The sequence below is a fragment of the Massilia sp. GER05 genome, assembly GCF_052056005.1.
GTDB lineage: Bacteria > Pseudomonadota > Gammaproteobacteria > Burkholderiales > Burkholderiaceae_D > Telluria > Telluria orientalis.
Map to the genome: position 1 here is coordinate 7,083,220 of NZ_CP178858.1, position 24,189 is coordinate 7,107,408.

At 67.2% G+C, this 24,189-nt stretch carries 25 protein-coding genes; 11 read left to right on the forward strand and 14 right to left on the reverse strand.

Annotated elements, in window-relative coordinates; translation table 11 throughout:
• Nucleotides 1-62: 62 nt before the first annotated feature.
• Together ACL58G_RS31260 and ACL58G_RS31265 are read left to right on the forward strand one after the other, a co-directional pair.
• The gene (locus ACL58G_RS31260) at nt 63-1,106 is read left to right on the forward strand and encodes a type IV pilus twitching motility protein PilT (RefSeq protein ID WP_056122528.1); all 1,044 of its coding nucleotides are present in this window, start codon (nt 63-65) and stop codon (nt 1,104-1,106) included.
• Between the two features lie 9 nt (nt 1,107-1,115).
• Nucleotides 1,116-2,252 carry a PilT/PilU family type 4a pilus ATPase gene (locus ACL58G_RS31265; protein ID WP_056122526.1) on the forward strand — a complete coding sequence of 379 codons (1,137 nt, stop codon included), beginning with the start codon at nt 1,116-1,118 and terminating at the stop codon, nt 2,250-2,252.
• Between the two features lie 10 nt (nt 2,253-2,262).
• Here the strand turns inward: ACL58G_RS31265 and ACL58G_RS31270 are convergent, their stop codons facing one another.
• Complete coding sequence (locus ACL58G_RS31270; RefSeq protein WP_440964418.1) at nt 2,263-2,694, reverse strand: hypothetical protein; 432 nt, start codon at nt 2,692-2,694, stop codon at nt 2,263-2,265.
• A gap of 61 nt (nt 2,695-2,755) precedes the next feature.
• On the opposite strand from ACL58G_RS31270, the gene ACL58G_RS31275 reads away from it, so the two are divergent.
• Nucleotides 2,756-3,238, forward strand: coding sequence for a glutathione peroxidase (locus tag ACL58G_RS31275; RefSeq protein WP_440964420.1), 483 nt, complete (start codon nt 2,756-2,758; stop codon nt 3,236-3,238).
• A 10-nt stretch (nt 3,239-3,248) separates the two neighbouring features.
• Here ACL58G_RS31275 and ACL58G_RS31280 read toward each other — a convergent pair whose 3' ends face one another.
• The 3 genes from ACL58G_RS31280 to ACL58G_RS31290 form a co-directional block, all read right to left on the reverse strand.
• A complete protein-coding gene (locus ACL58G_RS31280; protein WP_440964422.1) occupies nt 3,249-4,244 on the reverse strand; it encodes an alpha/beta hydrolase family protein in 996 nt (331 codons plus the stop codon).
• 46 nt (nt 4,245-4,290) lie between these two features.
• Entirely contained in the window at nt 4,291-6,333 is a 2,043-nt protein-coding gene (locus ACL58G_RS31285; RefSeq protein WP_440964424.1) for a glycoside hydrolase family 97 protein, read from the reverse strand.
• A 63-nt stretch (nt 6,334-6,396) separates the two neighbouring features.
• Nucleotides 6,397-7,326 carry a LysR family transcriptional regulator gene (locus tag ACL58G_RS31290; RefSeq protein WP_440964426.1) on the reverse strand — a complete coding sequence of 310 codons (930 nt, stop codon included), beginning with the start codon at nt 7,324-7,326 and terminating at the stop codon, nt 6,397-6,399.
• Between the two features lie 60 nt (nt 7,327-7,386).
• Here ACL58G_RS31290 and ACL58G_RS31295 point away from each other — a divergent pair, with 60 nt between their 5' ends.
• From ACL58G_RS31295 to ACL58G_RS31305, 3 genes are read left to right on the forward strand one after another with little or no spacing between them, the layout of a single operon-like run.
• Nucleotides 7,387-8,280 (forward strand): NmrA family NAD(P)-binding protein, encoded by an 894-nt coding sequence (locus ACL58G_RS31295; RefSeq protein ID WP_440964428.1) that lies wholly within the window; start codon nt 7,387-7,389, stop codon nt 8,278-8,280.
• An 8-nt stretch (nt 8,281-8,288) separates the two neighbouring features.
• The gene (locus tag ACL58G_RS31300) at nt 8,289-8,525 is read left to right on the forward strand and encodes a hypothetical protein (RefSeq protein WP_440964430.1); all 237 of its coding nucleotides are present in this window, start codon (nt 8,289-8,291) and stop codon (nt 8,523-8,525) included.
• Nucleotides 8,522-9,196 carry a hypothetical protein gene (locus tag ACL58G_RS31305; protein ID WP_440964432.1) on the forward strand — a complete coding sequence of 225 codons (675 nt, stop codon included), beginning with the start codon at nt 8,522-8,524 and terminating at the stop codon, nt 9,194-9,196. The genes ACL58G_RS31300 and ACL58G_RS31305 overlap by 4 nt, the downstream gene beginning before the upstream one ends.
• 21 nt (nt 9,197-9,217) lie before the next feature.
• Here the strand turns inward: ACL58G_RS31305 and ACL58G_RS31310 are convergent, their stop codons facing one another.
• A complete protein-coding gene (locus ACL58G_RS31310; RefSeq protein WP_440964434.1) occupies nt 9,218-9,496 on the reverse strand; it encodes a hypothetical protein in 279 nt (92 codons plus the stop codon).
• Between the two features lie 198 nt (nt 9,497-9,694).
• Here ACL58G_RS31310 and ACL58G_RS31315 point away from each other — a divergent pair, with 198 nt between their 5' ends.
• On the forward strand, nt 9,695-10,189 hold the full coding sequence (locus ACL58G_RS31315) for an Hcp family type VI secretion system effector (RefSeq protein ID WP_413337105.1): 495 nt from the start codon (nt 9,695-9,697) through the stop codon (nt 10,187-10,189).
• Between the two features lie 26 nt (nt 10,190-10,215).
• The gene (locus ACL58G_RS31320; protein WP_413337104.1) at nt 10,216-10,641 is read left to right on the forward strand and encodes a hypothetical protein; all 426 of its coding nucleotides are present in this window, start codon (nt 10,216-10,218) and stop codon (nt 10,639-10,641) included.
• A 240-nt stretch (nt 10,642-10,881) separates the two neighbouring features.
• Here ACL58G_RS31320 and ACL58G_RS31325 read toward each other — a convergent pair whose 3' ends face one another.
• The 8 genes from ACL58G_RS31325 to ACL58G_RS31360 form a co-directional block, all read right to left on the reverse strand.
• Entirely contained in the window at nt 10,882-11,571 is a 690-nt protein-coding gene (locus ACL58G_RS31325; protein WP_440964436.1) for a pentapeptide repeat-containing protein, read from the reverse strand.
• Nucleotides 11,572-11,575: 4 nt separating this feature from the next.
• Entirely contained in the window at nt 11,576-11,890 is a 315-nt protein-coding gene (locus ACL58G_RS31330) for a hypothetical protein (protein ID WP_413337102.1), read from the reverse strand.
• A gap of 56 nt (nt 11,891-11,946) precedes the next feature.
• Nucleotides 11,947-12,747 (reverse strand): STAS domain-containing protein, encoded by an 801-nt coding sequence (locus ACL58G_RS31335; protein ID WP_440964438.1) that lies wholly within the window; start codon nt 12,745-12,747, stop codon nt 11,947-11,949.
• Nucleotides 12,748-12,844: 97 nt separating this feature from the next.
• A complete protein-coding gene (locus ACL58G_RS31340) occupies nt 12,845-14,494 on the reverse strand; it encodes an ATP-binding protein (protein ID WP_440964440.1) in 1,650 nt (549 codons plus the stop codon).
• The gene (locus ACL58G_RS31345) at nt 14,487-16,001 is read right to left on the reverse strand and encodes an ATPase domain-containing protein (RefSeq protein WP_440964442.1); all 1,515 of its coding nucleotides are present in this window, start codon (nt 15,999-16,001) and stop codon (nt 14,487-14,489) included. Before ACL58G_RS31345 ends, ACL58G_RS31340 begins: the two co-directional genes overlap by 8 nt.
• 63 nt (nt 16,002-16,064) lie before the next feature.
• Entirely contained in the window at nt 16,065-17,297 is a 1,233-nt protein-coding gene (gene glcF / locus ACL58G_RS31350) for a glycolate oxidase subunit GlcF (protein ID WP_440964444.1), read from the reverse strand.
• A 6-nt stretch (nt 17,298-17,303) separates the two neighbouring features.
• Entirely contained in the window at nt 17,304-18,353 is a 1,050-nt protein-coding gene (gene glcE, locus ACL58G_RS31355; RefSeq protein ID WP_440964446.1) for a glycolate oxidase subunit GlcE, read from the reverse strand.
• Between the two features lie 2 nt (nt 18,354-18,355).
• Nucleotides 18,356-19,837: an FAD-linked oxidase C-terminal domain-containing protein gene (locus ACL58G_RS31360; protein WP_440964448.1), complete on the reverse strand. Its 1,482-nt coding sequence runs from the start codon at nt 19,835-19,837 to the stop codon at nt 18,356-18,358.
• A gap of 74 nt (nt 19,838-19,911) precedes the next feature.
• On the opposite strand from ACL58G_RS31360, the gene ACL58G_RS31365 reads away from it, so the two are divergent.
• Genes ACL58G_RS31365 through ACL58G_RS31375 form a run of 3 tightly spaced genes read left to right on the forward strand, consistent with a single transcriptional unit; the run spans nt 19,912 to nt 22,182 of the window.
• Nucleotides 19,912-20,466 carry a cob(I)yrinic acid a,c-diamide adenosyltransferase gene (locus ACL58G_RS31365; protein ID WP_413339609.1) on the forward strand — a complete coding sequence of 185 codons (555 nt, stop codon included), beginning with the start codon at nt 19,912-19,914 and terminating at the stop codon, nt 20,464-20,466.
• Between the two features lie 10 nt (nt 20,467-20,476).
• On the forward strand, nt 20,477-21,490 hold the full coding sequence (locus ACL58G_RS31370) for a rhomboid family intramembrane serine protease (RefSeq protein WP_440964450.1): 1,014 nt from the start codon (nt 20,477-20,479) through the stop codon (nt 21,488-21,490).
• Nucleotides 21,487-22,182, forward strand: a complete 696-nt coding sequence (locus tag ACL58G_RS31375; RefSeq protein WP_413386763.1) for a 2OG-Fe(II) oxygenase — start codon at nt 21,487-21,489, stop codon at nt 22,180-22,182. Before ACL58G_RS31370 ends, ACL58G_RS31375 begins: the two co-directional genes overlap by 4 nt.
• Here ACL58G_RS31375 and ACL58G_RS31380 read toward each other — a convergent pair.
• A complete protein-coding gene (locus ACL58G_RS31380; protein WP_413386761.1) occupies nt 22,175-24,094 on the reverse strand; it encodes a PAS domain-containing hybrid sensor histidine kinase/response regulator in 1,920 nt (639 codons plus the stop codon). The two genes, ACL58G_RS31375 and ACL58G_RS31380, sit on opposite strands and share 8 nt — an antisense overlap.
• Nucleotides 24,095-24,189 lie beyond the last annotated feature (95 nt).

Below are 24,189 nucleotides of genomic sequence, written 5' to 3' on the forward strand. Positions count from 1 at the left end.
ATTGGGTTCCCGCCTGCGCGGGAACGACGGTGTTCTAGCTCCGCGTCAAAGGATCATTATAAATGGACATCTCCGAACTGCTCGCTTTCTCGGTCAAGAACAAAGCCTCCGACCTGCACCTGTCGGCCGGCCTGCCGCCGATGATCCGCGTGCATGGCGACGTACGCCGCATCAACCTGCCGCCGCTGGAGCACAAGGACGTGCACGGCATGATCTATGACATCATGAACGACGGCCAGCGCAAGCAGTACGAAGAGATGCTGGAGTGCGACTTCTCGTTCGCGATCCCCGGCCTCGCGCGCTTCCGCGTCAACGCGTACAACCAGGAACGGGGTGCGTCCGCCGTGCTGCGGACGATTCCGTCCAAGATCCTGTCGCTGGAAGAACTGAACGCGCCGAAGATCTTCGCCGACCTCGCATTGAAGCCGCGCGGCCTCGTGCTCGTGACGGGTCCGACGGGCTCCGGCAAGTCGACGACCCTCGCCGCGATGGTCAACCACCTGAACGAGAACGAGTACGGTCACATCCTCACCATCGAGGACCCGATCGAGTTCGTGCACGACTCGAAGAAGTGCCTGATCAACCAGCGCGAAGTCGGTCCGCACACGCTGTCGTTCAACAACGCGCTGCGCTCGGCGCTGCGCGAAGACCCGGACGCGATCCTCGTCGGCGAGCTGCGCGACCTGGAGACGATCCGCCTCGCATTGTCCGCCGCCGAGACGGGCCACCTCGTGTTCGGCACCCTGCACACGTCGTCGGCCGCGAAGACCATCGACCGTATCGTCGACGTGTTCCCGGCGGAGGAAAAGGAGATGGTGCGCGCGATGCTGTCGGAATCGCTGCAGGCCGTGATCTCGCAGACCCTGCTGAAAACGAAGGACGGCGCCGGCCGCGTGGCCGCGCACGAGATCATGATCGGCACGCCGGCCATCCGCAACTTGATCCGCGAAGCGAAGATCGCGCAGATGTATTCCGCGATCCAGACCGGCTCCAACGTCGGCATGCAGACGCTGGACCAGAACCTGACGGACCTCGTGCGCCGCAACGTGATCTCGTCCGCGGCCGCGCGCGCCGCCGCCAAGATCCCCGAAAACTTCCCAGGTTAAGGACAGCGCATGGAACGCGACCAGGCCTCCAAATTCATGTTCGACCTGCTGCGCCTGATGGTCAGCAAGGGCGGTTCCGACCTGTTCATCACGTCCGGCTTCCCGCCCGCGATGAAGATCGACGGCCGCATGACGCCCGTGTCCAGCCAGGCCCTCACGGCCTCGCACACGGCCGACCTGGCGCGCGCCATCATGAACGACAAGCAGGCCGCCGGCTTCGAGCTCTCGAAGGAAGCCAACTTCGCCATCAGCCCCGGCGACCTGGGACGCTTCCGCGTTTCCGCCTTCATGCAGATGGGCGCCGTGGGCATGGTGCTGCGCGTGATCACGACGACGATCCCGAAGTTCGAGGACCTCGACCTGCCGGAGGTGCTGAAGGACGTGATCATGACCAAGCGCGGCCTCGTGATCATGGTCGGCGCCACGGGTTCCGGCAAGTCGACGACGCTCGCGACGATGGTCGGCTACCGCAACGAAAACAGCTACGGCCACATCATCACGATCGAGGATCCCGTCGAATTCGTCCACCCGCACAAGAACTGCGTGATCACGCAGCGCGAGGTCGGCGTCGACACGGACAGCTTCGAGGCAGCGCTGAAGAACTCGCTGCGCCAGGCGCCGGACGTGATCCAGATCGGAGAAATCCGCGACCGCGAGACGATGGAACACGCGATCGCGTTCGCCGAGACGGGCCACCTGTGCCTCGCCACCCTGCACGCGAACAGCTCCAACCAGGCGCTGGACCGCATCATCAACTTCTTCCCCGAAGAGCGCCGCCAGCAGCTGCTGATGGACCTGTCGCTGAACATGAAGGGCCTGATCTCGCAGCGCCTGATTCCGAAGAAGGAAGCGAAGGGACGCGTGGTCGCGATGGAGATCATGCTGAATTCGCCGCTGATCTCGGACCTGATCTTCAAGGGCGAGGTCCACGAGATCAAGGAGATCATGAAGAAGTCGCGCGAACTGGGCATGCAGACCTTCGACCAGGCCCTGTTCGACCTGTACGAGGCGGACAAGATCACCTACGAGGATGCGCTGCGCAACGCGGACTCCGTGAACGACCTGCGCCTGAACATCAAGCTCAATAGCAAGCACGCGAAGAACCGCGATTTCTCCGCGGGCACCGAGACGCTCGGTCTCCTCTGATCCGCTTCGGCTACAGCGCCGCCCAGCGCTGCACGAGGCCGACGAGGTGCACCACCCCGTAGCCGAAGCAGATCACCGAACTCCACACGACGAACGGCGTGATCGCGCCGCCCCTGGCGAGAACGAGCGGCGCGAACGCCGCCCCGCGCACGAGATAGACGGCCGTGATGGCGACCAGCGCCGCCTTCAGGAACGGCAGCCCGCCGATGACACCGGCGCCCGCCAGCGCATACGCGGACCACGTGAACAGCACGGCGGCGATCCCCAGCGTGACGAGGGCCGGATACCGGCGCCCTTCCGCGGCCGCCCGCGCGAACCGCTCGCCCGCGCCGAAGAAGCGGTACCACGCCGGACCGCCCGCGACGATGCCCAGGTGGAGCAGCGCGGCGACGGCGCTGAGCAGCGCACCCGCGGCCAGGGGAATGTTCACAGTGGACTGCATCGATGTCTCCTTTGCCTTACACTGTTGCCTTCGAATCAACCCAAGCTTACAGGAGCCCACGATGAACGTGTTCGACTTCCAGGCCACCTCCCTCGACGGCAAGCCGGTCGACCTGGCCCAGTATCGCGGCAAGGTCCTCCTCATCGTCAACACCGCCAGCAAATGCGGCTTCACGCCGCAATACCAGGGCCTCGAGGCCCTGTACCTCGAACTGCACGCGCGCGGCCTGGAAGTGCTGGGCTTCCCCTGCAACCAGTTCGGCAGCCAGGAGCCGGGCACGGAATCCGAGATCGGCGCGTTCTGCGAAAAGAACTACGGCGTGTCGTTCCCGCTGTTCGCCAAGGTCGACGTCAACGGCGATGCGGCGCACCCGCTGTGGAAATACCTGAAGAACGCGGCGCCGGGCGTGCTGGGCACCGAGGGCATCAAGTGGAACTTCACCAAGTTCCTCGTCGGCCGCGACGGCACCGTGCTGCATCGCTACGCGCCGCAGACCAAGCCGGAAGAGATCGCGGGCGATATCGAGAAGGCGCTGCAGCCGTAAGCGACAACGCTCAGCGGCGGTCGAACCACGCCATGATGGCATCGTACTCCTTCTGCACGTCCGCCATCGAGCCCCCTTCCGCCATCAGGTTGTGGCCCGCGCGCGGCAGGCGCCGGAACGTGACGTCGCGCCCGAGCGCGCGCAGGCGCGCGTACGCGACCTCGGTCGACAGGACCGGTACGCTGTCGTCGCGCATGCCGCTGGCCAGCCAGACCCGCGCCTTCGACTGGACCAGGTTCTCGCCGGGCGCCTGCGCGAAGAAGGAACTCCAGCGCAGATAGGTGTGGCCCCACGCGAATTTCACGCTGCTGCGCGGGTCCGCGTTGATGGCGTCGACGGTCGCGTCGATGTCGCGCAGGCGCGCGAGCGTGTCGTCGTCGTTCGTCCCCGCACGATAGGCGTTGGCGGCGAAGTCGAACAACTGGCTCGTGCCGGTGCCGCCGATCAGCGCCACGTGCGTCACCTCGGGCAACGCGCGCGCGAGGCCCGCTGCCATCACGGCGCCTTCCGACACGCCGAACACCAGCACGCGGCTGCCGTCGACCCACGGCAAGGCCAGCGCATGGCGCAGCGCGCCGCGCAGCGTGTCCAGCCAGCTGTCGTAGGAAAAGTTGGCGTTGAAAGCGGCCGGACATCCCGTCGCCACGCCCGGCGGCGCGTGGGGCGGGGCCTCCGGCTGGTACGGCTTGTCGACCACCATCACGGCGTAGTCGCCCCGCTGCGCCAGCGGCACGACATTGAAGACGGTCGAGTAACGGTTCGGCGTGCCCAGGCCGACGAACGGCGGCGTGCAGCCGGAACCCTGCACGAACAGCACGAGCGGCGCCTTGTGCGCGGGTTGCGAGATGACGTAGCGGATGGCGGGCGCGCCGTCGCGCTGCACCGTGAAGCGCGTGGCGGCGGCCTTGCCGAATTCCAGCGGTTCCTGCTGCACTACGGGCGCGGCGTGGGCCGCCGAGGCGGCGAGCAGGATGCCGCCGAAGAATGCGAGTAAGTGTTTGTTCATGGACGTGATCATCCCACGAACGGCGCCCTCGCAGCCTATCGAAAAATCACTGCTTCGGCACGATCCGCACCGCCAGCCCGCCGCCCGGCGCCAGCCGCACGTCGAGTACATCCTTCGCCGCCACGGTCTTCGTCTCCGTCACGAGATCGAACCGGTGCTCGTTGCGGTAATCGGCCTGCTCGCCGTCGCGGTAGATCTCGGCCACGTACTGCCTGCCCGGGTCGAGGAAGGCCAGCGGCACGGCCACCGTGCGCGCCATGCCGTCCGTGACGGCGCCCACGTACCAGGCGTCCGAACGGCGGTCCTTGCGCGCGATGGTCGCGTACTCGCCGACGGCGCCGTTCAGCACGCGCGTGTCGGCCCAGTCGGTCGGCACGTCGCGGATGAACTTGAAGGCGGCCGGATACTTCGCGTAGTTCTCCGGCAGGTCGGCCGCCATCGCGAGCGGCGAATAGATGACGACGTAGTTGGCGAGCTGCTTGGCCTGCGTCGAATTGAACGTCTTGCCGCCCGCGCCGACGAGGCTCAATACGCCCGGCGTGTAATCCATCGGGCCGCTCAGCATGCGCGTGAACACGAGCTTCGCTTCATGGTCGGCGGCGTTCGGCGGCTCGCCCCACGCGTTGTACTCGACGCCCCGTGCGCCCTCGCGCGCGAGCCAGTTCGGGTACGTGCGGCGCAGGCCCGTGTCCTTCACGGGTTCGTGCGTGTCGATGGCGACGCGGTAGCGCGCCGCCTCCGTCACGGCCTTCACGAAATGCCGCACGCCTTCCTGCGAATCGTAGTTCCCGTAGTGGACCTTGCCGTCCGGGCCGGGGAACTGCATCGTGCCCGCTTCGTGCACATAGCCCGACTTGACGCTGTCCACGCCCAGCTTCGCGTACAGTTTATAGGCCGCATCCATCTGCTTTTCGTAGGCCGCGACGTTGCCGCCCGTCTCGTGGTGGCCGATCAGGCGCACGCCCTTCTGCTTCGCGTACGCGGCGAGCGCTGGCAGGTCGAAGTCGGGATAAGGCTGCGTAAAACTGAAGTCCGCGCCGCCGTGGCCCCAGTCGCTTTCCCAGCCGCGGTTCCAGCCCTCCACCAGCACGCCGCGAAAGCCGTTGGCGGCGGCGAAGTCGATGTAGCGCTTGACGTTGGCCGTGTTCGCGGCATGCTTCGGCCCCGCGTTCCACGTTCCTTTGTTCAGGTGCATTTCCCACCACACGCCGACGAATTTCGACGGGTGGACCCACGACACGTCGCCCAGCTTGTTCGGCTCGTTCAGGTTCAGCTCGAGGTCCGACATGTACAGGCCGGGCGCATCGTCCGCGATGCGCAGGGTGCGCCACGGCGTCGTGAACGCGCCATGGCGCACGACGGCCGCCCCGGTCGTGGACGGCGCCAGCTGCGCGCGCAGCTTCTGGCCCGCGACCTTGCGCACCCACATCGTCGCGTAGTCGACCAGCGCCGCTTCGTGGAGGGCGATGTGCGTGCCGTCGTCCAGGCGCAGCGTCAGCGGCGTGTTGGCCGTGCCGATCTCGGCCAGGGGCGCCTTCTCGACGATCTGCTCGAGGCCCGACAACTCGCCGGCCGGGATCCACCACGCCGTCGCGGGCCGGGCGACGACGAATTCCGTCAGCTCGTCCGTGATGGCGACGTCGCGCAGCTGCGGCTGGTCGGGGAATTCGTAGCGGAAACCGATGCCGTCGTCGTAGATGCGGAAGACGATGGCGAGCCGGCGGTTCGAGCGGTTCGTCTGCTCGACGTCGACGCGCAGCTCGCGGTAATGGTTGCGCACGTAGCGGCGCTCGCCCCACGGCTGTTCCCATGTGTCGTCATGCTCGCTGACGCGCTTGTCCTTCACCGTGAAACCGTCGTCCATCTTGGGCGCATTGGCGAGGTTGAAGCCGAGATGCGACGGGGCGATGATCTCCTTGCCCTTGCGCTTGATGTCGTAGGCCAGCTTGCCCATGTCGTCGAGCTGGACGTCGACGGTCAGCACGCCGCCCGGCGAGCTGGCCGTGGCCACGACGGTTTGCGCCCAGGTGGTCGGGGCCGCCATGTAGCTTGTAAACATCGCGGCAAGCGCGAGCAGACGGAGACGCATCTTTACACTCCCAAAAGGCCGGGCGGCGCAGCGATCCGGCAGGATGATGGAAGTGTAATATTACTACACGAATGCCGCCGCGATGTCCGCAAGTTGTTGCCTGACCCAAACATGGGCGGGGTCGCCGTGGCAGCGCTCATGCCAGATCATGGCCGGCGAAAAAGGGGCGACCTCCAGCGGCACATCCAGGAGCGCAATCGGGAGCTTGTCCGCCAGCCGGCGCGCGAGGCGGCCCGGCAGCGTGAGGATCATGTCGCTGTCCGCCACCAGCAGCGCACCGGCGATGAAATGGGGGACGCGCAGCGCGACGCGGCGCGTGAGGCCCAGTGCCGAGAGCGCGGCGTCGACCGCACTTTCACCCAGCCCGGAAATGGTCACGGTCACGTGGCGCAGCGCCACATACTGTTCCAGGCCGAGTTCCCGCGCCACGCCGGGGTGGCCGGACCGCACTACGCATACGAAGCGGTCGGTGTACAGCCCGCGTCGATAAAGACTGCCCGGCAGGCTCTCGAACGTGCCCAGGGCCAGATCCGCCATCCCCTGCTCGACGAGCCGCACATTGTCCCCGGCAGGTTGTGCGATATGCAGACTCAATCCGGGCGCCTGTCGTTCAAAACGGGCGATCAATTCACCCAGGACCACCAGGCTCAGGTGATCGTGCGCGGCAATCGTGATCCGCCCCGTTGCGGCGGCCGGATCGAAGACGGCAGGCGCGACGATGCCCCGGGCGTCGTCCAGCAACCGGGTCACCCGGCCTGCCAGGGCTTCGCCGCGCGGCGTCAATTCGAGACCGGACGCGCCGCGGACGACGAGGCGATCGCCCAGCATCGTACGCAGTCGTCCCAGTGCGCGGCTGGCGGCCGGTTGGCTCAGGCCCAGGCGGAGGCCCGCCCGGGTGACGCTGCGCTCCCGGACGAGTGCTTCGAACAGTTTCAACAGGTTGAGGTCGGCCCCGGACAAATCCACTTGGCGCATTTTCACTATGCCTTTCATGTCATTGATGCATGTCCCGCAATCATGCACGCTTCCGGTTCAACTTCACAGGAGATTTCCATGACTGCTGCCCCCTCTCTTCCTTACGCCGTGTCCGGCGTGACCGGCCGCACCGGTGCCGCCGCAGCCGATGCGCTGTTGCGCGCCGGCCAGTTTGTCCGCGTCGTCGTGCGCGACCCGGCCCAGGGTCGCCACTGGGCTGAACGCGGTGCGGAGGTCGCGATCGCCGACCTGACGGATCTGGTCTCGCTGACCAGGGCGCTCAGTGGCGTCCGCGGCGCCTACGTCGTCAGTCCTCAACAATACGGCCGCGACGACCTGTTCGAGCACGCCGACCTGATTGCCGCCACCACGGCGCGCGCGGCGGCGGCGGCGCGCGTGCCCAGGCTCGTGGCCCTGTCCTCGGTGGGCGCCGACCGCGAGAACGGCACGGGCTGGATCGGCATGAACCGGATGTTCGAGCAGCGCCTGGGCGAATCCGGCGTGCCGGCCGCCTTCCTGCGCGCGGCCTATTTCATGGAAAACTGGATGCCCATGGTCGGCCAGGCCGTGCGCAGCGGCACCCTGCCGACGTTCCTGGCACCGCCGCAGCGCGCCATCCCGATGGTGGCCACCGCGGACGTCGGCAACGCTGCGGCCGCCTTGCTGCAGGAAGCATGGACGGGGCACCGCATCGTCACGCTCGCGGGGCCCGCGGACTACGCCCCGATCGACGTCGCCGCCAGCGTTGCGGCCACGCTCGGGAAGCCGGTCGACGTGGCGGTCCTGCCGGACGCTCAGTGGCCGGACGCGCTGGCGGATGCGGGCTTTTCGCCGGCAGCACTCGCCGGTTTCACGGAAATGACGCGGGGCCTCAATGGCCCGCATATCGACATCAGGAGCGATCCCGACGCCGTCGAATGGGCGGGGACCACGCCGCTGCAGCACGTCATCACCGGACTGGCAACGCGCTAGAATAAGGCATGGACCAGCCCTACATCCCGATCAATTGCGAGCGCCATGACGAACTCCTGGCGCTGGCCACCTTGCGCCGCCCGTGCACGCTGGACGTGGAGCGTCCAAGTGGCCCGCTCGACAACCTGGCGGGCGTGATCGAGGATGTCTACGCCGACACCGGCGTCGAATATCTGCGGCTGCGTGGCGGCCCGACCGTGCGGCTCGATCGGATTCGTGCACTGAACTGCCGCCCCTTTCCATGACCAGAGACTATCCCTCCGCAGCAAGAGACCTTTTTTCGAGATGGCGCGCCAGCAGTCCGGATTTTCAGGACCACTTCGTCGAGGACGGTATCGTCGATCCGGCCCGGTGGCTCCAGGCCGGCACGCAGATTCTTTTCGTACTCCGAGAAACCAACGGCTACCGCGGCAACATCGCAGCGCTGATTCATAAGGCGTGCACGACCCATCCATCGAGCAAGCTATGGGATCGCCCCACCTTCCACAATGTCGGGCGTTGGGCACATGGACTTGTCCACGCCGCGGACGCCAGTTTTCCGACCTTCGAGGACGCGCACAAGAACAGGAAGACTGCACTACTCGCATGCGCGTTCATCAACCTAAAAAAGACAACGGGAGGTGCCAGAGCGACCAACGCTGTGGAGCACGCCGCCGCACGCGACGCCATCTTCCTGCGCGAACAGATCGAGTTGATCGATCCCCGGATCGTCGTGTGCGGTGGGACCTATCGAGCGATCAAACAACACGTTTATCCCGCAATCCGACGCGTCGGCCCACGCGTGCACGAGGCAGGCGGACGGATCTTCATCAACGCCAACCATCCGTCGTATTTGAAGAAGACTGCAGAAATGTATGATGATGTGGTGGGAAACTATCAGCGGTATCAGGCTGCATCGAAGGCGGTGATAGTCTGAATGACGTACCGGTCGTCCTGGTTAAACCACGTTCAACCCCAGCCCCCGCACCAGCTCCGCCGCCTGCCGCGTCGAAATCGTCGCGCCGGCAAACTGCTTCGCATTCGACAGCTTCAGGCCACCCGGATCCGCCTCGCGCAGATCGGCGACATCGAAGCGCGCGCCCGTCAGCTCGCAACCGCAGAACGCCATGGAGGCGAGCAGGTTCAGGCGCGACAGCTCCGCGCCGCTCAGCGGTGACAATGGCGCGGGACATGAGATCAGCGCGTCTCGACACGCGCCGACGCGCGGATCGTGCAACCGCGGTGCACGTTTATTTATGATCGCCGGGCCATCGCGATCTCGCCTCATAAATCCCGTACGGCCGTATTACACCGCTGTAGCTGCGACATGCCAGCGCTGTTGATCTTTCCCCTTTGATGTACTGACGATCACCAACGTTGCTGATAGGAGGCCAAGCCAGAATGCATCACTTGCTCAATCGACAACGGAGGCATCATGGCAGTGGACGCTTATCTTCATATCGAAGGCATCAAGGGTGAGTCCCAGGACTCAGCCCACAAAGACTGGATCGAGTGCTTGAATGTGCACTTCGGTGTAGATCAACCACGGAGCCCCGTGACCTCGACCAGCGGCGGCCATACATCGGCTCGTGCCGATTTCGATGATGTCGTAGTCGCCAAGCTGGCCGACCTTTCTACACCGCTCCTGCTGCAACACTGCGCCATGGGGAAAACTATCCCAAAAGCAAAGTTCGAGTTCTTCCGGGCCGACAGTAACGGCGAGCGGGTCAAGTATTTCGAGATGAACCTCGAACATGTGTTAATCGGTTCCATCAAGCCGGGACTGACGGCGACAGGTGGGATGCAGGAACACTTTCAATTGAAATTCGCCAAGATGACCTGGAAGTACACGCAACAAAAAATCTCTGGCGGTGCCGGTGGGTCGACTGCGGGAGGCTGGGACTTGTCGGCCAATAAGGTCGTTGCATAGCGCGCGGCACAACCGGGAGCCATCCAATGTCGGACTTCTACAAATATTTCAAAGAGAACATGGATGCGCTCAATTTACCTGCGCCCGAAAATCTCTATGGATCGGTTGCAACCGCGCAGGCCAGCATATCCGGCATGCTCGCCTATATCGACAAGTACGGGACCAAAGTAACCGTTCTGGAGATGATCGGTGCAGGAACGAACCTGGAACGCCTTGCCACTGTGGCCGCAGTTCAGGCAGCGTACTACATAGGGGCGGCAATAGGCAGCTTGGCAGTAGCAACGGGCCGAACGCTGGCGGGTGGCACGTCGTTGAGCGACGTGCTGTTCGAGGCGTCCCGCTGGAATTTGAAACGGGATTGGCTGTTGCCGCTTCTCCATCGCAATCCGGGCATCTACGACGCAAGCGTAGCGGGGCGAAAGTACCACAAGCTCTACGAGAACTTCAAATGAAAGACTCGCTATTATTGTTCGCTACAGGGCTGGGTCTGGCCCTGACCTCATGGGCATTCTGGAAGTTCGGCAGCAATGATGCCCTATCCGTGTTTGCGACTGTCGGGTTCGTGTGCGCAGTGGCAGACAATGTGAAGCTTCGCCGTCAGTTACGGGAAACGCGAGCGAAAGGTTGAGGCCCTGTAATGAGTTGATGGTATGGGTGCCGGATCCGCGACAACGTCCGCTTATGCTTCCGCGCTAAGCCACGTGTAATCCCAGCCCCCGCACCAGCTCCGCCGCCTGCCGCGTGGAGATCGTCGCGCCCGCAAACTGCTTCGCATTCGACAGCTTCAGGCCACCCAGATCCGCCTCGCGCAGATCGGCCGCATCGAAGCGCGTGTCCTTGATGTGGGCCTCGCGCAGGCTGCAGCCTTCTTCGAACACGGCCTCGCGGAAATCGCAGCCCGACAGATCGGCATCGGCGAAATCCAGCCCGCGCAGCACCGCCTTGCGGAACGACATCCGGCGCAGGTCGGCGCCGACCAGCAGGCAGTCTTCGAACGAGAGACCCAGTTGGCTCACCTCCTCGAAGCGCGCGCCCGTCAGCTTGCAGCCGCGGAACGCCACCGATGCCAGCTTCGTGCGGCGCCATCCGGCGTTGTTCAAGTCGCAGCCGTCGAACTTCGCATCGACCAGGTCGGCCGATTCAAAATCCGCATGGCCGCCGCGGCAGCGCTGCCAGCGCGTGCGCGCCAGGTTCGCGGCATAGAACGACGTCTCGGATACGGCACAGCGGATGAATGCGCAATCCTGCAGGTTCAGGCGCGACAGGTCCGCGCCGGCGAGGTCGCAGTCTTCGAGCACGAGCAGCGTGTCTTCCGCCAGCAGGGCGTCGATGCGTGCGCGGCCGACCTGTTCGCCGCTCAGGGTAACGGTGGTGCGGGACATGGAATCAGCGCGTCTCGACACGCGCCGACACGTGGATCGTGCAGCCCCGGTGCACGTTTTCCAGGAAACGCAGCGCTTCCTCCTGGCGGCACGAGGACGGCAGCATGCGGCCCAGCGATTCGTCGCCGGCGATGCGGTCGACGCCGTACGCGATCGCGCGCGAGATGTCGCGGGCCTCGCGGCCGTCGCTGTTGTACAAGGCGTCGTACACGCCGACCTCTTCCCACAGCGGGACGTAGCCGGGACTGATGCTGTCCTGGAAGGCGACGGACGGCGCCGCATCCTCGTCCTGGGATATCAGCCGAAACACGAAACTCACCGGGTCCTCCATCGATCACTGAAACAGGGCGCCGATGCTACCACGGCCCGCCTTTTTCAGTCGGCCGCCGTCCCGGTCGCGTGCAGAAACGCGTCGGCCAGCGTCGCTTTCGTGACGACGCCGGCGAGGTTCACGCCGAGATGCACGATGGTCTGGGCGATCTGCGGCCGGATGCCGCTGAGGATGCAGTCGGCGCCCATCAGGCGGGCCGCCGCGATGGTCTTCATCAGGTGTTGCGCAACCATCGTGTCCACGGTGGGGACGCCCGTGATGTCGATGATGGCCGTATGGACGTGGGTCGCGGCGATCCGGTCGAGCAGGCTTTCCATCACGACTTGCGCGCGGACGCTGTCGAGCGTGCCGATCAGGGGCAAGGCCAGCACGCCCTCCCACAGGCTGATGACCGGCGTCGACAGCTCCAGCAATTCCCGTTGCTGGCGCGCGATGATCTGCTCGCGGCTGCGCTGGAAGGCGTCGAGCGCATACATGCCCATCTGGTCCACCCACGTGTCGACGGCCCGCAGCGCCGCGGGCGCGGCAGCGTGGTGCGTCCGCAGCAGGTCGGCCAGCGGCTGCTTGACCGCGAACACGAAGGCCACGGCCGCAGCCGCCGTCGAGCCGCGCCCGGCCCGGGCCGTCGTGATGTCGTCGAGCGTGTCGCGCATGGCGCGCCAGGCGCGGCCTTCGATGTTGCCGGCCTGCGGATCGTCGACCGCCTCGGCGAAGGCCTGCAGGAAGCGCTCGCAGTGCGCAGGAACGGACGGCGCGCCGGCGCGTTCCAGCCACGCGGCGCACAACGCCGCCTGGTGGTCGCGCACCAACTGGCCGAGATGGACGGCATGGGATTGGGGAATCATCGGTGGCTCCTGGTCGGGTCGGGCTATGAAAGTCTTGCGCCGACCGAGAGGCATCGGAGATTAACTGCGTGGTCGATGGACTATACCACCGATTGCGCTAGCCAAGATTGGCCACGCGGGCGACGGCCGCGCCCAGCTCGGCGAGCTGGAACGGCTTGCGCAGCACGGCATCGCTGCCGATCGCGTGTTCGATCGCGCCCATGTCCGCATACCCCGTCGCCACCAGCACGGGCAGGCTCGGGAACAGCGCGCGGGCGCGCACCGCCAGGTCGACGCCCGTCATGTCCGGCATCAGGTAGTCCGTCAGCAGCAGGCCGGGCCGGTCTCCCTCCAGTGCCGCCAACCCTTCCCCGCCGTCGCCCGCCTGCGACACGTTGCAGCCGAGGGCCAGCAGGGCATCGACGATCCCCGCGCGCACGGATTCGTCGTCCTCGACGACGAGCACGCGCAGGCCGGCCAGCTTGCGGCGGTCGACCGCGACGGGCCGTTCCGCCGCCGGGGCGTCATGCGCGGCGGGCATCCAGATCTCGATCGTCGCGCCCTCGCCCGGGACGCTGTGCACGAACGCCGCGCCGCCCGATTGCTGGGCCATGCCATACACCTGGCTGAGGCCCAGACCCGTGCCCTTGCCCACGGCCTTGGTCGTGAAGAACGGCTCGAAGACTTTCGCCGCCACTTCCGGCGACATGCCAGGGCCGTTGTCGGACACCGCGACGCGGACGTAGTCGCCCGTCGCCAGCGTCCCGGCGGGCGGTTGCGCGCACGACGCCTGCAGGCGGATACGTCCCCGTCCGCTCATGGCGTCGCGCGCGTTGATCATCAGGTTGAGCAGGGCCATTTCCATCTGGCTCGCGTCGGCCAGCACGCTGTCCACGTCGTCGTCGACCGACAGCACGAGCTCGACACCCGCCCCCAGCACCGGACGCGCGAGCTCCTCGACGCTCTCGAACAGTGTCCGCACCAGCAGCGGGCGCAGGTCCAGCGACTGGTCGCGCGCGAACGTCAGCAGCTGGCCCGTGAGCTTGGCGCCGCGCCGGCACGCCGCCTGCGCCGTCTTCGCGCGGGCCAGCGTCGATTCTTCGCGCGAGAACATGCCGATGAGCTCCATGTTCCCCTGGATGACGTTCAGCAGGTTGTTGAAGTCGTGCGCGACGCCGCCGGTGAAGCGCCCGAGGAATTCGAGTTTCTGCGCCTGCGCCATCGCCTGCTGCGCGCGTTCGCGCTCCATGATTTCGGCCGTGAGCCGGTCGTTGGCCTGCGCCAGCGCCCGCGTGCGCTCCTCGACGCGCGCCTCGAGGTTCGCGTTCAGCGACTCGAGCTGCGCCAGCACCTCGCGCGCCTCGTACTGGCGCCGGCGCGCGCGCAGCGCGGCCCCTGCCGCCGTGGCCAGCGTGTCCGCGCTCAACGGCCGTTCGAGCAGGAGGACGTTGCCGAGGGCGGCGAAGGTCGCCTTCAGTTGCGCCGGCGCGGCGCCGTACCGTTTGGCCAGCAGGACGACGAATGGAAAATCCGACCACGGTTCCTGTTGCGCGAGCCACCCGGCGATGCGCGCCAGGGTGCGCGCCGACAGCGCCTCTTCCGCCACGATGGCCGCCGCCGCGCCCTGCCCGATCGCGTCGACCAGCGCATCGGCACCGGGAACGACTTCGCACCCGACGCCGTCGCGCTCGACGACGCCGGCGATCACGTCGGCGTCGCGCCCGTGCGGGGCGAGGACCAGGACGCGCTGTTCGCGATGATCAGGCATTGGCGTCGGATGCGGCCATCATGGGCGTCGAGCCGCGGTAGGTGGGCAAGCCCGTCAACACGCCTTCGAAGCCTGCGAGCGCGGCACCCACGTCGACGCCGTCAGGACCGAGCTGGAGCTCGTGGATGGTCAGCGCATGGTGCGCCGTCCGGCTCTTGGACACGGTGATCGCGCGGCGCAGCTTGCCGCCGGATTCGAAGTAACGCAGCAGGATCGCCGCATCGCTCAGGTAGCTGAGGTCGACGTCGCGGGCGCCCTCGCCGACGACGCCATGCTCGGCGAGGATCAGCGCCGTCGTCACGCCCTGCTGGTTCAGGTAGGCGAGCAGCTCGTGCATCTGCAGCAGCAGGAATTGCTCGCCGGGCATCGCCTGCAGGTAGGCGTTGAGGCTGTCGATGGCGATGAAGGCGGCACCGTCGATTTCGACCGCGTCGCGCAGCATCTGGGCGAACTGGCCCGGCGCCAGCTCGGCCGGATCGACATGGCGCACCGTCAGCAGCCCGGACTCCAGGTGCGGCGCCAGGTCCAGACCGAGGGTGGCCGCGCGCGTGAAGAACGTCCCCATGCCTTCGTCGAACAGGTAGTACGAGGCCTTCTCGCCCCGCTCCAGCGCCGCCAGCATGCAGCGGACCACGACGGTCGTCTTGCCGACGCCCGACGGCCCGACGAACAGCGTATTGGTCCCGGCAACGAGGCCGCCGCCCAGCAGCATGTCGAGTCCATCCGATCCCGTGGAGCGCGTCACCGGCGTGAACTTCGTGAAGTGTTCCGCCGCGACGAGCCGGGGGAAGATCCGGAGGCCGCCCGTGTCGAGGATGTAGTCGTGGTAACCGCCGCGGAACTTGATGCCCCGCATCTTCATGATATTGACGCGGCGGCGTTCCTTGCCGAACTCCTTCGCGATCTGTTCCAGGCTGATGACGCCATGTGCGATGCTGTGCAGGTGCTGGTCCGACTGGTTGGTCTTGTCGTCCAGCATCAGCACAGTGCACGCGCGCGACGCAAAAAATTGTTTGAGTGCAAGGATCTGGCGCCGGTAACGCAGTGGATTCTGCGCCAGCAGGCGCATTTCCGACAGGCTGTCGAACACGACGCGCACCGGATTGATGCGGTCGACTTCTTCCATCACGCCCCGCGCCGTTTCGCCCAGCTCGATCTCGGCCGGGTGCAGGATCGACTGCTGCGCCTCCGGATCGAGCGCCCCGTCGCTGGCCAGTTCGAAGATCGCCAGCTGGTCCAGCGACCAGCCATGGCTTTCCGCGACGGCATCGAGCTCATCCGCCGTTTCCGACAGGGTGATGTACAGCCCGGCTTCCCCCTTGGCAACGCCGTCGAGCAGGAACTGCATGCCCAGGGTCGTCTTGCCCGTGCCGGGAGTGCCTTCGACGAGGTACACCCGCTCCCCGGTCAGGCCGCCGCCGAGGATGTCGTCCAGCCCGGGTACCCCGGTGGAGACGCGGTACGCGGGTTTGCGTGAAGTGCGGCAGGATGGAAGCGGTTCGGCCATGCGGATACGTCCTGAAAGAATGCGCTCTGGATGAACGCAACGGCAAGACCATTATAGGACGAATCACCCGCCCGACAGCGCCCGGTCCACGAGCTCGATCCAGTGCGTCACCGGCGTCGCCGTCCCGGACTGCAGGTGCGCGATGCAGCCGACGTTGGCCGAGACGTATTCCCGCGCGCCCGTCGCTTCCAGGTTGGCGAGCTTGCGGTCGCGCAGGGCGTGCGCAAGCTCGGGATGCAGCACGGAATACGTGCCGGCCGAGCCGCAGCACAGATGGCTTTCCGCGCACAGCACGACATCGACGCCGGCCGCGCGCAGCACGCCCTCGACCTTGCCGCGGATCTGCTGGCCGTGCTGTAGGGTGCACGGCGGGTGGAACGCGACGCGCTCATGGATGCGGCCCGAAAGAAGCCGCGCGATCTCGCCCTCGAAGTCGCACATGATCTCGGACAGGTCCTTCGTCAGCGCCGAGATGCGCGCCGCCTTTGCCGCATACGCCGCATCGTGCGCGAGCAGGTGGCCGTAGTCCTTGACCGTCACGCCGCAGCCGGATGCCGTCATCACGATGGCCTCGACCCCGCCCTGCTCCACGTACGGCCACCAAGCGTCGACGTTGCGGCGCATGTCGGCCAGTCCCCCGTCCTGGTCGTTCAGGTGGAAGCGCACGGCGCCGCAGCAGCCGGCTCGCGGCGCTTCGACGAGCTGGATGCCGAGCGCGTCGAGCACGCGCGCCGTCGCGGCATTCACGTTCGGCGCCATCGCCGGCTGCACGCAGCCCGCCAGCACGAGCATCCTGCGCGCGTGGTCGCGCACGGGCCAGCGGCCGGGCGCGCGCGCCGGCTGCAGCTTGTCCTGCAACGCGGACGGCAGCAGCGGGCGCACCATCTGCCCCGCCCTGAACGCGGGCTTGAACAGACCGGTACGCGGCAGGAATTCCTTCAGCGTCGCGCGTTTCACCCTGTCCGCCAACGGACGCGCCACGCGTTCCTCGACCACCTTGCGGCCGATGTCGACGAGGCGCCCGTACTTCACGCCGGACGGGCACGTGGTCTCGCAGTTGCGGCACGTGAGGCAGCGGTCGAGGTGCAGCTGCGTCTTGCGCGTGGGCGTCTCGCCTTCCAGCACCTGCTTGATCAGGTAGATGCGGCCGCGCGGGCCATCCAGCTCGTCGCCCAGCAGCTGATAGGTCGGACACGTGGCGGTGCAGAAGCCGCAGTGCACGCAGGCGCGCAGGATCGCGTCGGCCTCGATGCCCTCGGGCGTGCCCTTGATGAAATCGGCGAGATTCGTTTGCATGGTCTCTCAATACATCCGGCCGGGATTGAAGATGCCGGCCGGGTCGAACCCGGCTTTCAGGCGCTCGTGGATGCGGGCGATGGCCGGCGCCAGCGGCTGGAACACGCTTGCGCGCCCGTCGCCTCCGCGGAACAAGGTCGCGTGGCCGCCGCACGCTGCCACGACCGCACGGATGCGTTCCGCCGTCGCCGCGTCACCCGGCGCGCGCAGCCAGCGCTGCGCCCCGCCCCACTCGATCAGTTGCGGGCTGCCCGGCACGATGGCGCCGACCGTCGACGGCACGGACAGGCGCCACAGCGGCATGTCCCCCGCGAAGAACGGATGCTGCTGTTCGCGCAGGCTGGCCCAGAAGCGGGCGCAGTCGGGCATCACGTCGCCGCCGAGCGTGCGGATGGCATTGTCGACGGCGGCATTCGCGCCGGACAGCCGCAGCGCCAGCATGCCGTCGTGCCAGCAGCTGGCGGAGACCGGAAGCGGCTGACCGGCCCATTCGTTCAGGCTGCGGATCGCGTCGACCTCGTTCACGCCCTCGAACACGAGCGTCGCTTCGCGCGGCGCGCGCGGCAGCACTTTTATCGAGACTTCCAGCAGCAGGCCCAGGGTGCCGAGCGACCCGGCCAGCAGGCGCGACACGTCGTAGCCGGCCACGTTCTTCATCACCTGGCCGCCGAACGACAGCACGTCGCCCTTGCCGTCCAGGAGCCTGCAGCCGAGGACGAAGTCGCGCACGGCGCCGCTGTTCGCGCGGCGCGGTCCCGATAAACCGCTCGCGATCGCGCCGCCCAGCGTGGCGTGCGCGCCGAAATGCGGCGGCTCGAACGCCAGCATCTGCCCACGCTCCGCAAGGGCCGCTTCGATCTCCGCCAGCGGCGTGCCGCAGCGCGCCGTGATCACGAGTTCCGTCGGCTCGTAGTCGACGATGCCGGTGTAATCGCGCGTATCGAGGACGTCGCCTTCGAGCCGCTGCCCGTACCAGTCCTTGGTGCCGCCGCCGCGGATGCGCAAGGGGCGCCCGTTGCGCACAAGTTCCTGAAAGTGTTCGACGAGATTCTGCATGGTCAGAAGCGCGGCAGATCGGAAAACGGCAGCACGCCGCCGCTGACGCGCATGCGGCCCAGTTCCGCGCAGCGGTGGAGTGTTGGAATGGCCTTGTTGGGATTGAGGAGCATGCCCGGATCGAACGCGCGCTTCACCGTGAAGAATGCGTCGAGTTCCCTGGCGCCGAACTGCACGCACATCGAATCGATCTTCTCGACGCCGACGCCGTGTTCGCCCGTGATGGTGCCGCCCACTTCCACGCACAGCGCGAGGATGGCGGCGCCGAAGGCTTCCGCGCGATCGAGCTCGCCCGGCTGGTTGGCGTCGAACAGGATCAGCGGATGCATGTTGCCGTCGCCCGCATGAAAGACGTTCGCGCAGCGCAGGCCGAACGTCGTCTCCATCTCCTCGATGCGCGCCAGCACGTGCGCGAGCTGCTTGCGCGGGATCGTCCCGTCCATGCAGTAGTAGTCGGGCGAGATGCGGCCGGCGGCCGGGAACGCGTTCTTGCGGCCGGACCAGAAGCGCAGGCGCTCGGACTCGGTCTGCGACACCGTGATCGCGCTGGCGCCGGCCTCGCGCAGCACCTCCGTCATGCGCGCGATTTCTTCCGCCACTTCGAGCGCCGTGCCGTCGGCCTCGCACAGGAGGATGGCCGCCGCGTCCAGGTCGTAGCCCGCCTTCACGAACGGCTCGACCATGCGCGAGGACGTCCGGTCCATCATCTCCAGGCCGGCCGGGATGATGCCGGCCGCGATCACGCTGGCGACCGCGTTGCCGCCCGTCGCCACGTCGTCGAACGACGCCATGATCACCTGCGCCTGCGCCGGCTTCGGCACGAGTTTCACGGTCACTTCGGTGACGATGCCCAGCATGCCTTCCGAGCCGATGAACACGGCCAGCAGGTCGAGGCCGGGCGCGTCGAGGGATGCGCCACCGAGCTCGATGACGTCGCCTTCGATCGTACAGACGCGCACGCGCAGCACGTTGTGCACGGTGAGGCCGTATTTGAGGCAGTGCACGCCGCCAGAGTTCTCGGCCACGTTGCCGCCGATGGTGCAGGCGATCTGCGACGACGGGTCCGGCGCGTAGTACAGGTCGAACGGCGCGGCCGCTTCCGAGATGGCGAGATTGCGTACGCCCGGCTGCACGACGGCCGTGCGCGCATACGGCTCCACGCGCAGGATGCGGTTGAGCCGCGCCGTCGAGATCACGACGCCGTCCGCCAGCGGCTGCGCACCGCCGGACAGGCCCGTGCCCGCGCCGCGCGGAACGATGGGCACGCCCAGGTCGCGGCATACCTTCAGGATCGCGAGCACCTGCGCCTCGTCGTCGGGGAGCGTCACGACCATCGGCAGCTGGCGGTAGGCGGCCAGGCCGTCGCATTCGTAAGGACGGGTGTCCTCGGCATCGGCGAGGACGGCGCGTGCGGGCAGGACGGCACGCAGTGCGGCGGCCACCTGCCGCCTCCGCCCGGGGTCGACTGGAATCGAGGGAATCATGGAACGATTGTAAGCACAATCCCAAGGATTTGGCGTATGCTCCGGCTATCTTTTTTCGTGGGCAGGATATCAGGATGGGCAATCGACTTTCGAAGATCGCGACCCGCACGGGCGACGATGGCAGCACCGGCCTCGGCGACGGCAGCCGCACCGGTAAAGACAGCGCGCGCATCGCGGCGCTGGGCGACGTCGACGAGCTGAATTCCTTCGTCGGCCTGCTGCTGTGCGAGGAAATGCCGGGCGAGCTGCGCGAGGAACTCGTCACGATCCAGCACGACCTGTTCGACCTGGGCGGCGAGCTGTGCATCCCGGGCTACCAGCTGATCAAGGACGAGCAGGTGGCGCGCCTGGACGCGCTGCTGGAAAAGTACAACGCCGACCTGCCGGTCCTGAAGGAATTCATCCTGCCGGCCGGCTCGCGCGCCGCGTCGCTCGCGCACGTGTGCCGCACCGTGTGCCGCCGCGCCGAGCGCGCCATCGTGACGCTGTCGAAGCTCGAAACGATCAACGCGCAGCCGCGCCAGTACGTGAACCGCCTGTCGGACCTGATGTTCGTGCTGGCGCGCGTGCTGAACCGCCACGCGGGCGGCAGCGACGTGCTGTGGCAGCACGAACGCAAGCGCACCTGACGGAGTGCGGATGACGGCAGCCTTCGACGTCCGCTTCCACGCGAATTCGTTCCACTTCCGGGGCAAGGGCCGGGTCGTCGTCGAACCCGACTTCGTGCTCGTGCGCGGCAAGATCCACAGATCGTTCCGCCTGGCCAAGCGTGCGGAACACCGGCTGCGCATGGTCGACATCGTCAACGTCCAGACGGACGGCGAAAACGTGATGTTCCACGTGCTGGGCGTGCGCGAGAATCTCGTCATCGGCTTTGCCATGAAAGACGCGGCGGCGGCGGTGCAGCTCGCCGCCCTGCTGCCGCAACGTCGCACCGAGGACTTCGCCATCGCCCACGCCGAGCGCGAGGAATTCCACGACCGGATCGATTACTGGAGTCCGTCGACGCCCGTGATCTGGACCTTGCTGGCGCTGAACATCGGCATCTACTTCCTCATGTGGCTCGTGCGCAGCAGCCTGCCCGGCGGCGTGATGGGATCGATGCTGGGCTGGGGCTGGAATTCGAACTACGATGCGGTCCTGCGCTCGGCCCAACTCGTCATCTGGGGCTCGAACCTGGGCGACAGGACGCTGCACGGCGAACCGTGGCGCCTCTTCACGTCGCTGTTCCTGCACGGCAGCCTGCTGCACCTCGCATTCAACATGATCGCGCTGTGGCAGGTGGGCCAGCTCGTCGAGCGCCTGTTCGGCAGCCTGCGCTTCAGCGCGCTGTACCTGGTCGCCGGCCTGTGCGGCGGCATCGCCAGCGTGATGTGGAATCCGCACGTGAACAGCGTGGGCGCGTCCGGCGCCATCTTCGGCATCGTCGGCGGCCTGTTCGCGTTCATGCGGCGCGAGAACAGCGGCATCCCGCCCACCGTCGTCAACGACCTGCGCGGCACGCTGCTGCCGTTCCTGGCGTTCAACCTGGCGGCAGGCTTTTTGTATCCGCACACGGACAACGCGGCCCACATCGGCGGGCTGATCGGCGGCTGGCTGGCCGGCCACCTGCTGGCCCGCTCGCTCCACGTGCCTGCGGAGCAAACCACATGAGCGACAATTTCATCGGCATCTACGACGGCGCCCTCACGCCCGGGCAATGCGCCCACATCCTCGACCGCTTCGAGGCCAGCGACAAGCACCAGCGCGGCCGCACGGGCATGGGCGTGGACGTGGCAAAGAAGGACAGCTGGGACATCACCATCAGCCAGCACAAGGAATGGCACGACGTGTGCAACCTGATGGCGACGGCCGTGCGGCGCCACCTGGTCGAGTACATGGACCGTTACCGCGCCCTGCTGCTGGGCGCCCTCGCGCCGACCGTCGCGCATCCCGCCACGGGCCAGCCGGTGGCGCTCTCGCTGGACAACTTCGACGAATGCGGCCGCCCGCACCTCGATGCGCTGGTCCAGGCGATGTACCGTCTCGGCGCCATCAACCTGCAGAAGTACCTGCGCGGCAGCGGCGGCTACCACCACTGGCATTCCGAGATCTATCCGCAGAACGCGAGCTGCGAAACCCTGCACCGCGTGCTGCTGTTCCAGTTCTACCTGAACGACGTGGCGGAGGGCGGCGAGACGGCATTCCTGTACCAGGGCCGCAAGGTCGAGGCGCGCCAGGGCCGGCTGGTCATCGCCCCGGCCGGCTTTACCCACACGCACAAGGGCCACGTCGCGACGAGCGGCGACAAGGTCGTGGCCACGTCGTGGATCCTGTACCGCCGCGCCGAGGACCTGTTCAAGTAGGGCGGGACGCGCCGGCCAGCGCGTCCCGCAGCGACTCGAGATCGATCGGCTTGACGAGGTGCCTGTCGAAACCTGCCTCCGCGGCGAGCCGGCGGTCGCTGTCCTGGCCGTAGCCGGTGATGGCGACGAGGAACGCGTGCGCGGTGGAAGGTTGCGCGCGCAGCTGCCGCGCCAGTTCATAGCCATCCATGCCCGGCAGGCCGATGTCGAGCAGGCATACCTGCGGCGCCTCCGTGCGCGACCGCTCCAGCGCGTGCAGCGGATCGTGCTCGATGCTCACGCGGTGTCCGGACGCTTCCAGCAGCAGGCCGAGCGTCTCGGCCGCGTCGACGTTGTCGTCCACGACCATGATCGACAGGCCGCGTTCCTGCGCCGCCTGCGCCTCGTCGCACGGCGCGGCCGGCGCGGCGCCTGCCGCGAGGAGCGGCAGGGTCACGGTGAACCGGCTGCCCTGGCCCGGCCCCGCACTCGCGCACGAGACGGTGCCGCCGTGCAGCTCGACGAGGCTCCGCACGAGCGCCAGGCCCAGTCCCAGGCCACCGGAGGCGCGGTCCGACGTGCGCTCGGCCTGGGCGAACAGGTCGAACGCGCGCGCCGCCAGTTCCGGTGCCATGCCGATGCCGTTGTCGACGACGTCCACCACGACCTCGTTGCCCCGCACCCTGGCCGCGAGCCGCAGCCGGCCGCCCTCCTGCGTGTACTTGGCGGCGTTGTTGAGCAGGTTGGCGAGGATCTGCACGAGGCGTTTCGCATCGCCCATCACCGGCATGGACTGCGCGGGGACGTCCACGTCCAGCTGCTGGTGCCGGGTACGGACGAGCGGCATCGCCTGCTCCACCGCGTCGGCCACGATGTCGCGCATGTCCAGCGCTGCCTCGTCCAGCTCGACCTGCCCGCGGGTGACGCGCGACACGTCCAGCAGGTCGTCGATCAGCTCCGTCATGTGGGCGACCTGGCGGCCGATGATCTCGCTCGTCTTGCGCACGAGACCTTCGTCCAGCCGCGCGCGCTGCAGCAGCGCGGCGGCCGCGCCGATGGGCGCCAGCGGGTTCCTGAGCTCGTGCGCCAGCATCGCGAGGAACTCGTCCTTGCGGCGGTCGGATTCCTTCAGCTTTTCCTCGGCCAGCTTGCGTTCCGTGATGTCGCTGGCGGCGCCGATCCATTCCTCGATGTCGCCGCGCGCGTCGAGCATCGGCACCGCGCGCGAATACGTCCAGCCCACGCTGCCGTTCAGGCGGCGCACGCGGTGTTCCAGCTCGAACGTGGACTTGGCGCGGGTCGCCGCGGCGATCGCCTGGTGAACGCGCGCCTGGTCTTCCGCCGGGATGTAGTCGTCGACCCAGTAGCGGCTCGCGTCGGCCGTGTCCTTCAGGAACCCGCGGCCATCGAGCTGGCGCAGCTGGCTCCAGTCGGGGCTCATGCGGTACACGACGTCCGCCGTCGCATTCGTCAATGCCCGGTAGCGTGCTTCGCTCTCGCGGAGTGCGGCTTCCGAACGCACCTGCTCGGTCACGTCGTTGGTCGTGTGCGAGATGCACAGGATGGCGCCGTCCGTGCCGAAGACCGGCGTGCTGACAGCGGTCCAGAACCGTTCCTCGTAGCCCGTCTCGCCGTTCGGCAGGACGACGGGAATCGGGTAGCGCTGGGCCGGCAGCCGGTCCGGCTGGCCCGTCGCCACGACGCGGGCGAGCGAACGGCGCAAGACCGTTTCGCCGGTGTCGGCCGGGTCGTCGGGGTTGCGCGGAAAGGCTTCGAACAGGCTGACGCCGACCAGCTCCTCGCGCGTGCGCCCCGACGCTTTCAAAAACGCGTCGTTGACGGCGAGGATGGTGGCCTCCGGCGTGGGCGACAGCAGGTAATGCCCGCTCGGGGAATGAGTGAAGACGGCTTCGAACAGGGCGGGGGAAAGCATGAACGGTGCTTTCGGAAGTCGATGAAGCGGAATTATAGGCTTCCCGCAACGGACGCGTCGGCCGATTCGCCATAGAAAAAAACGCCACCGCCGGA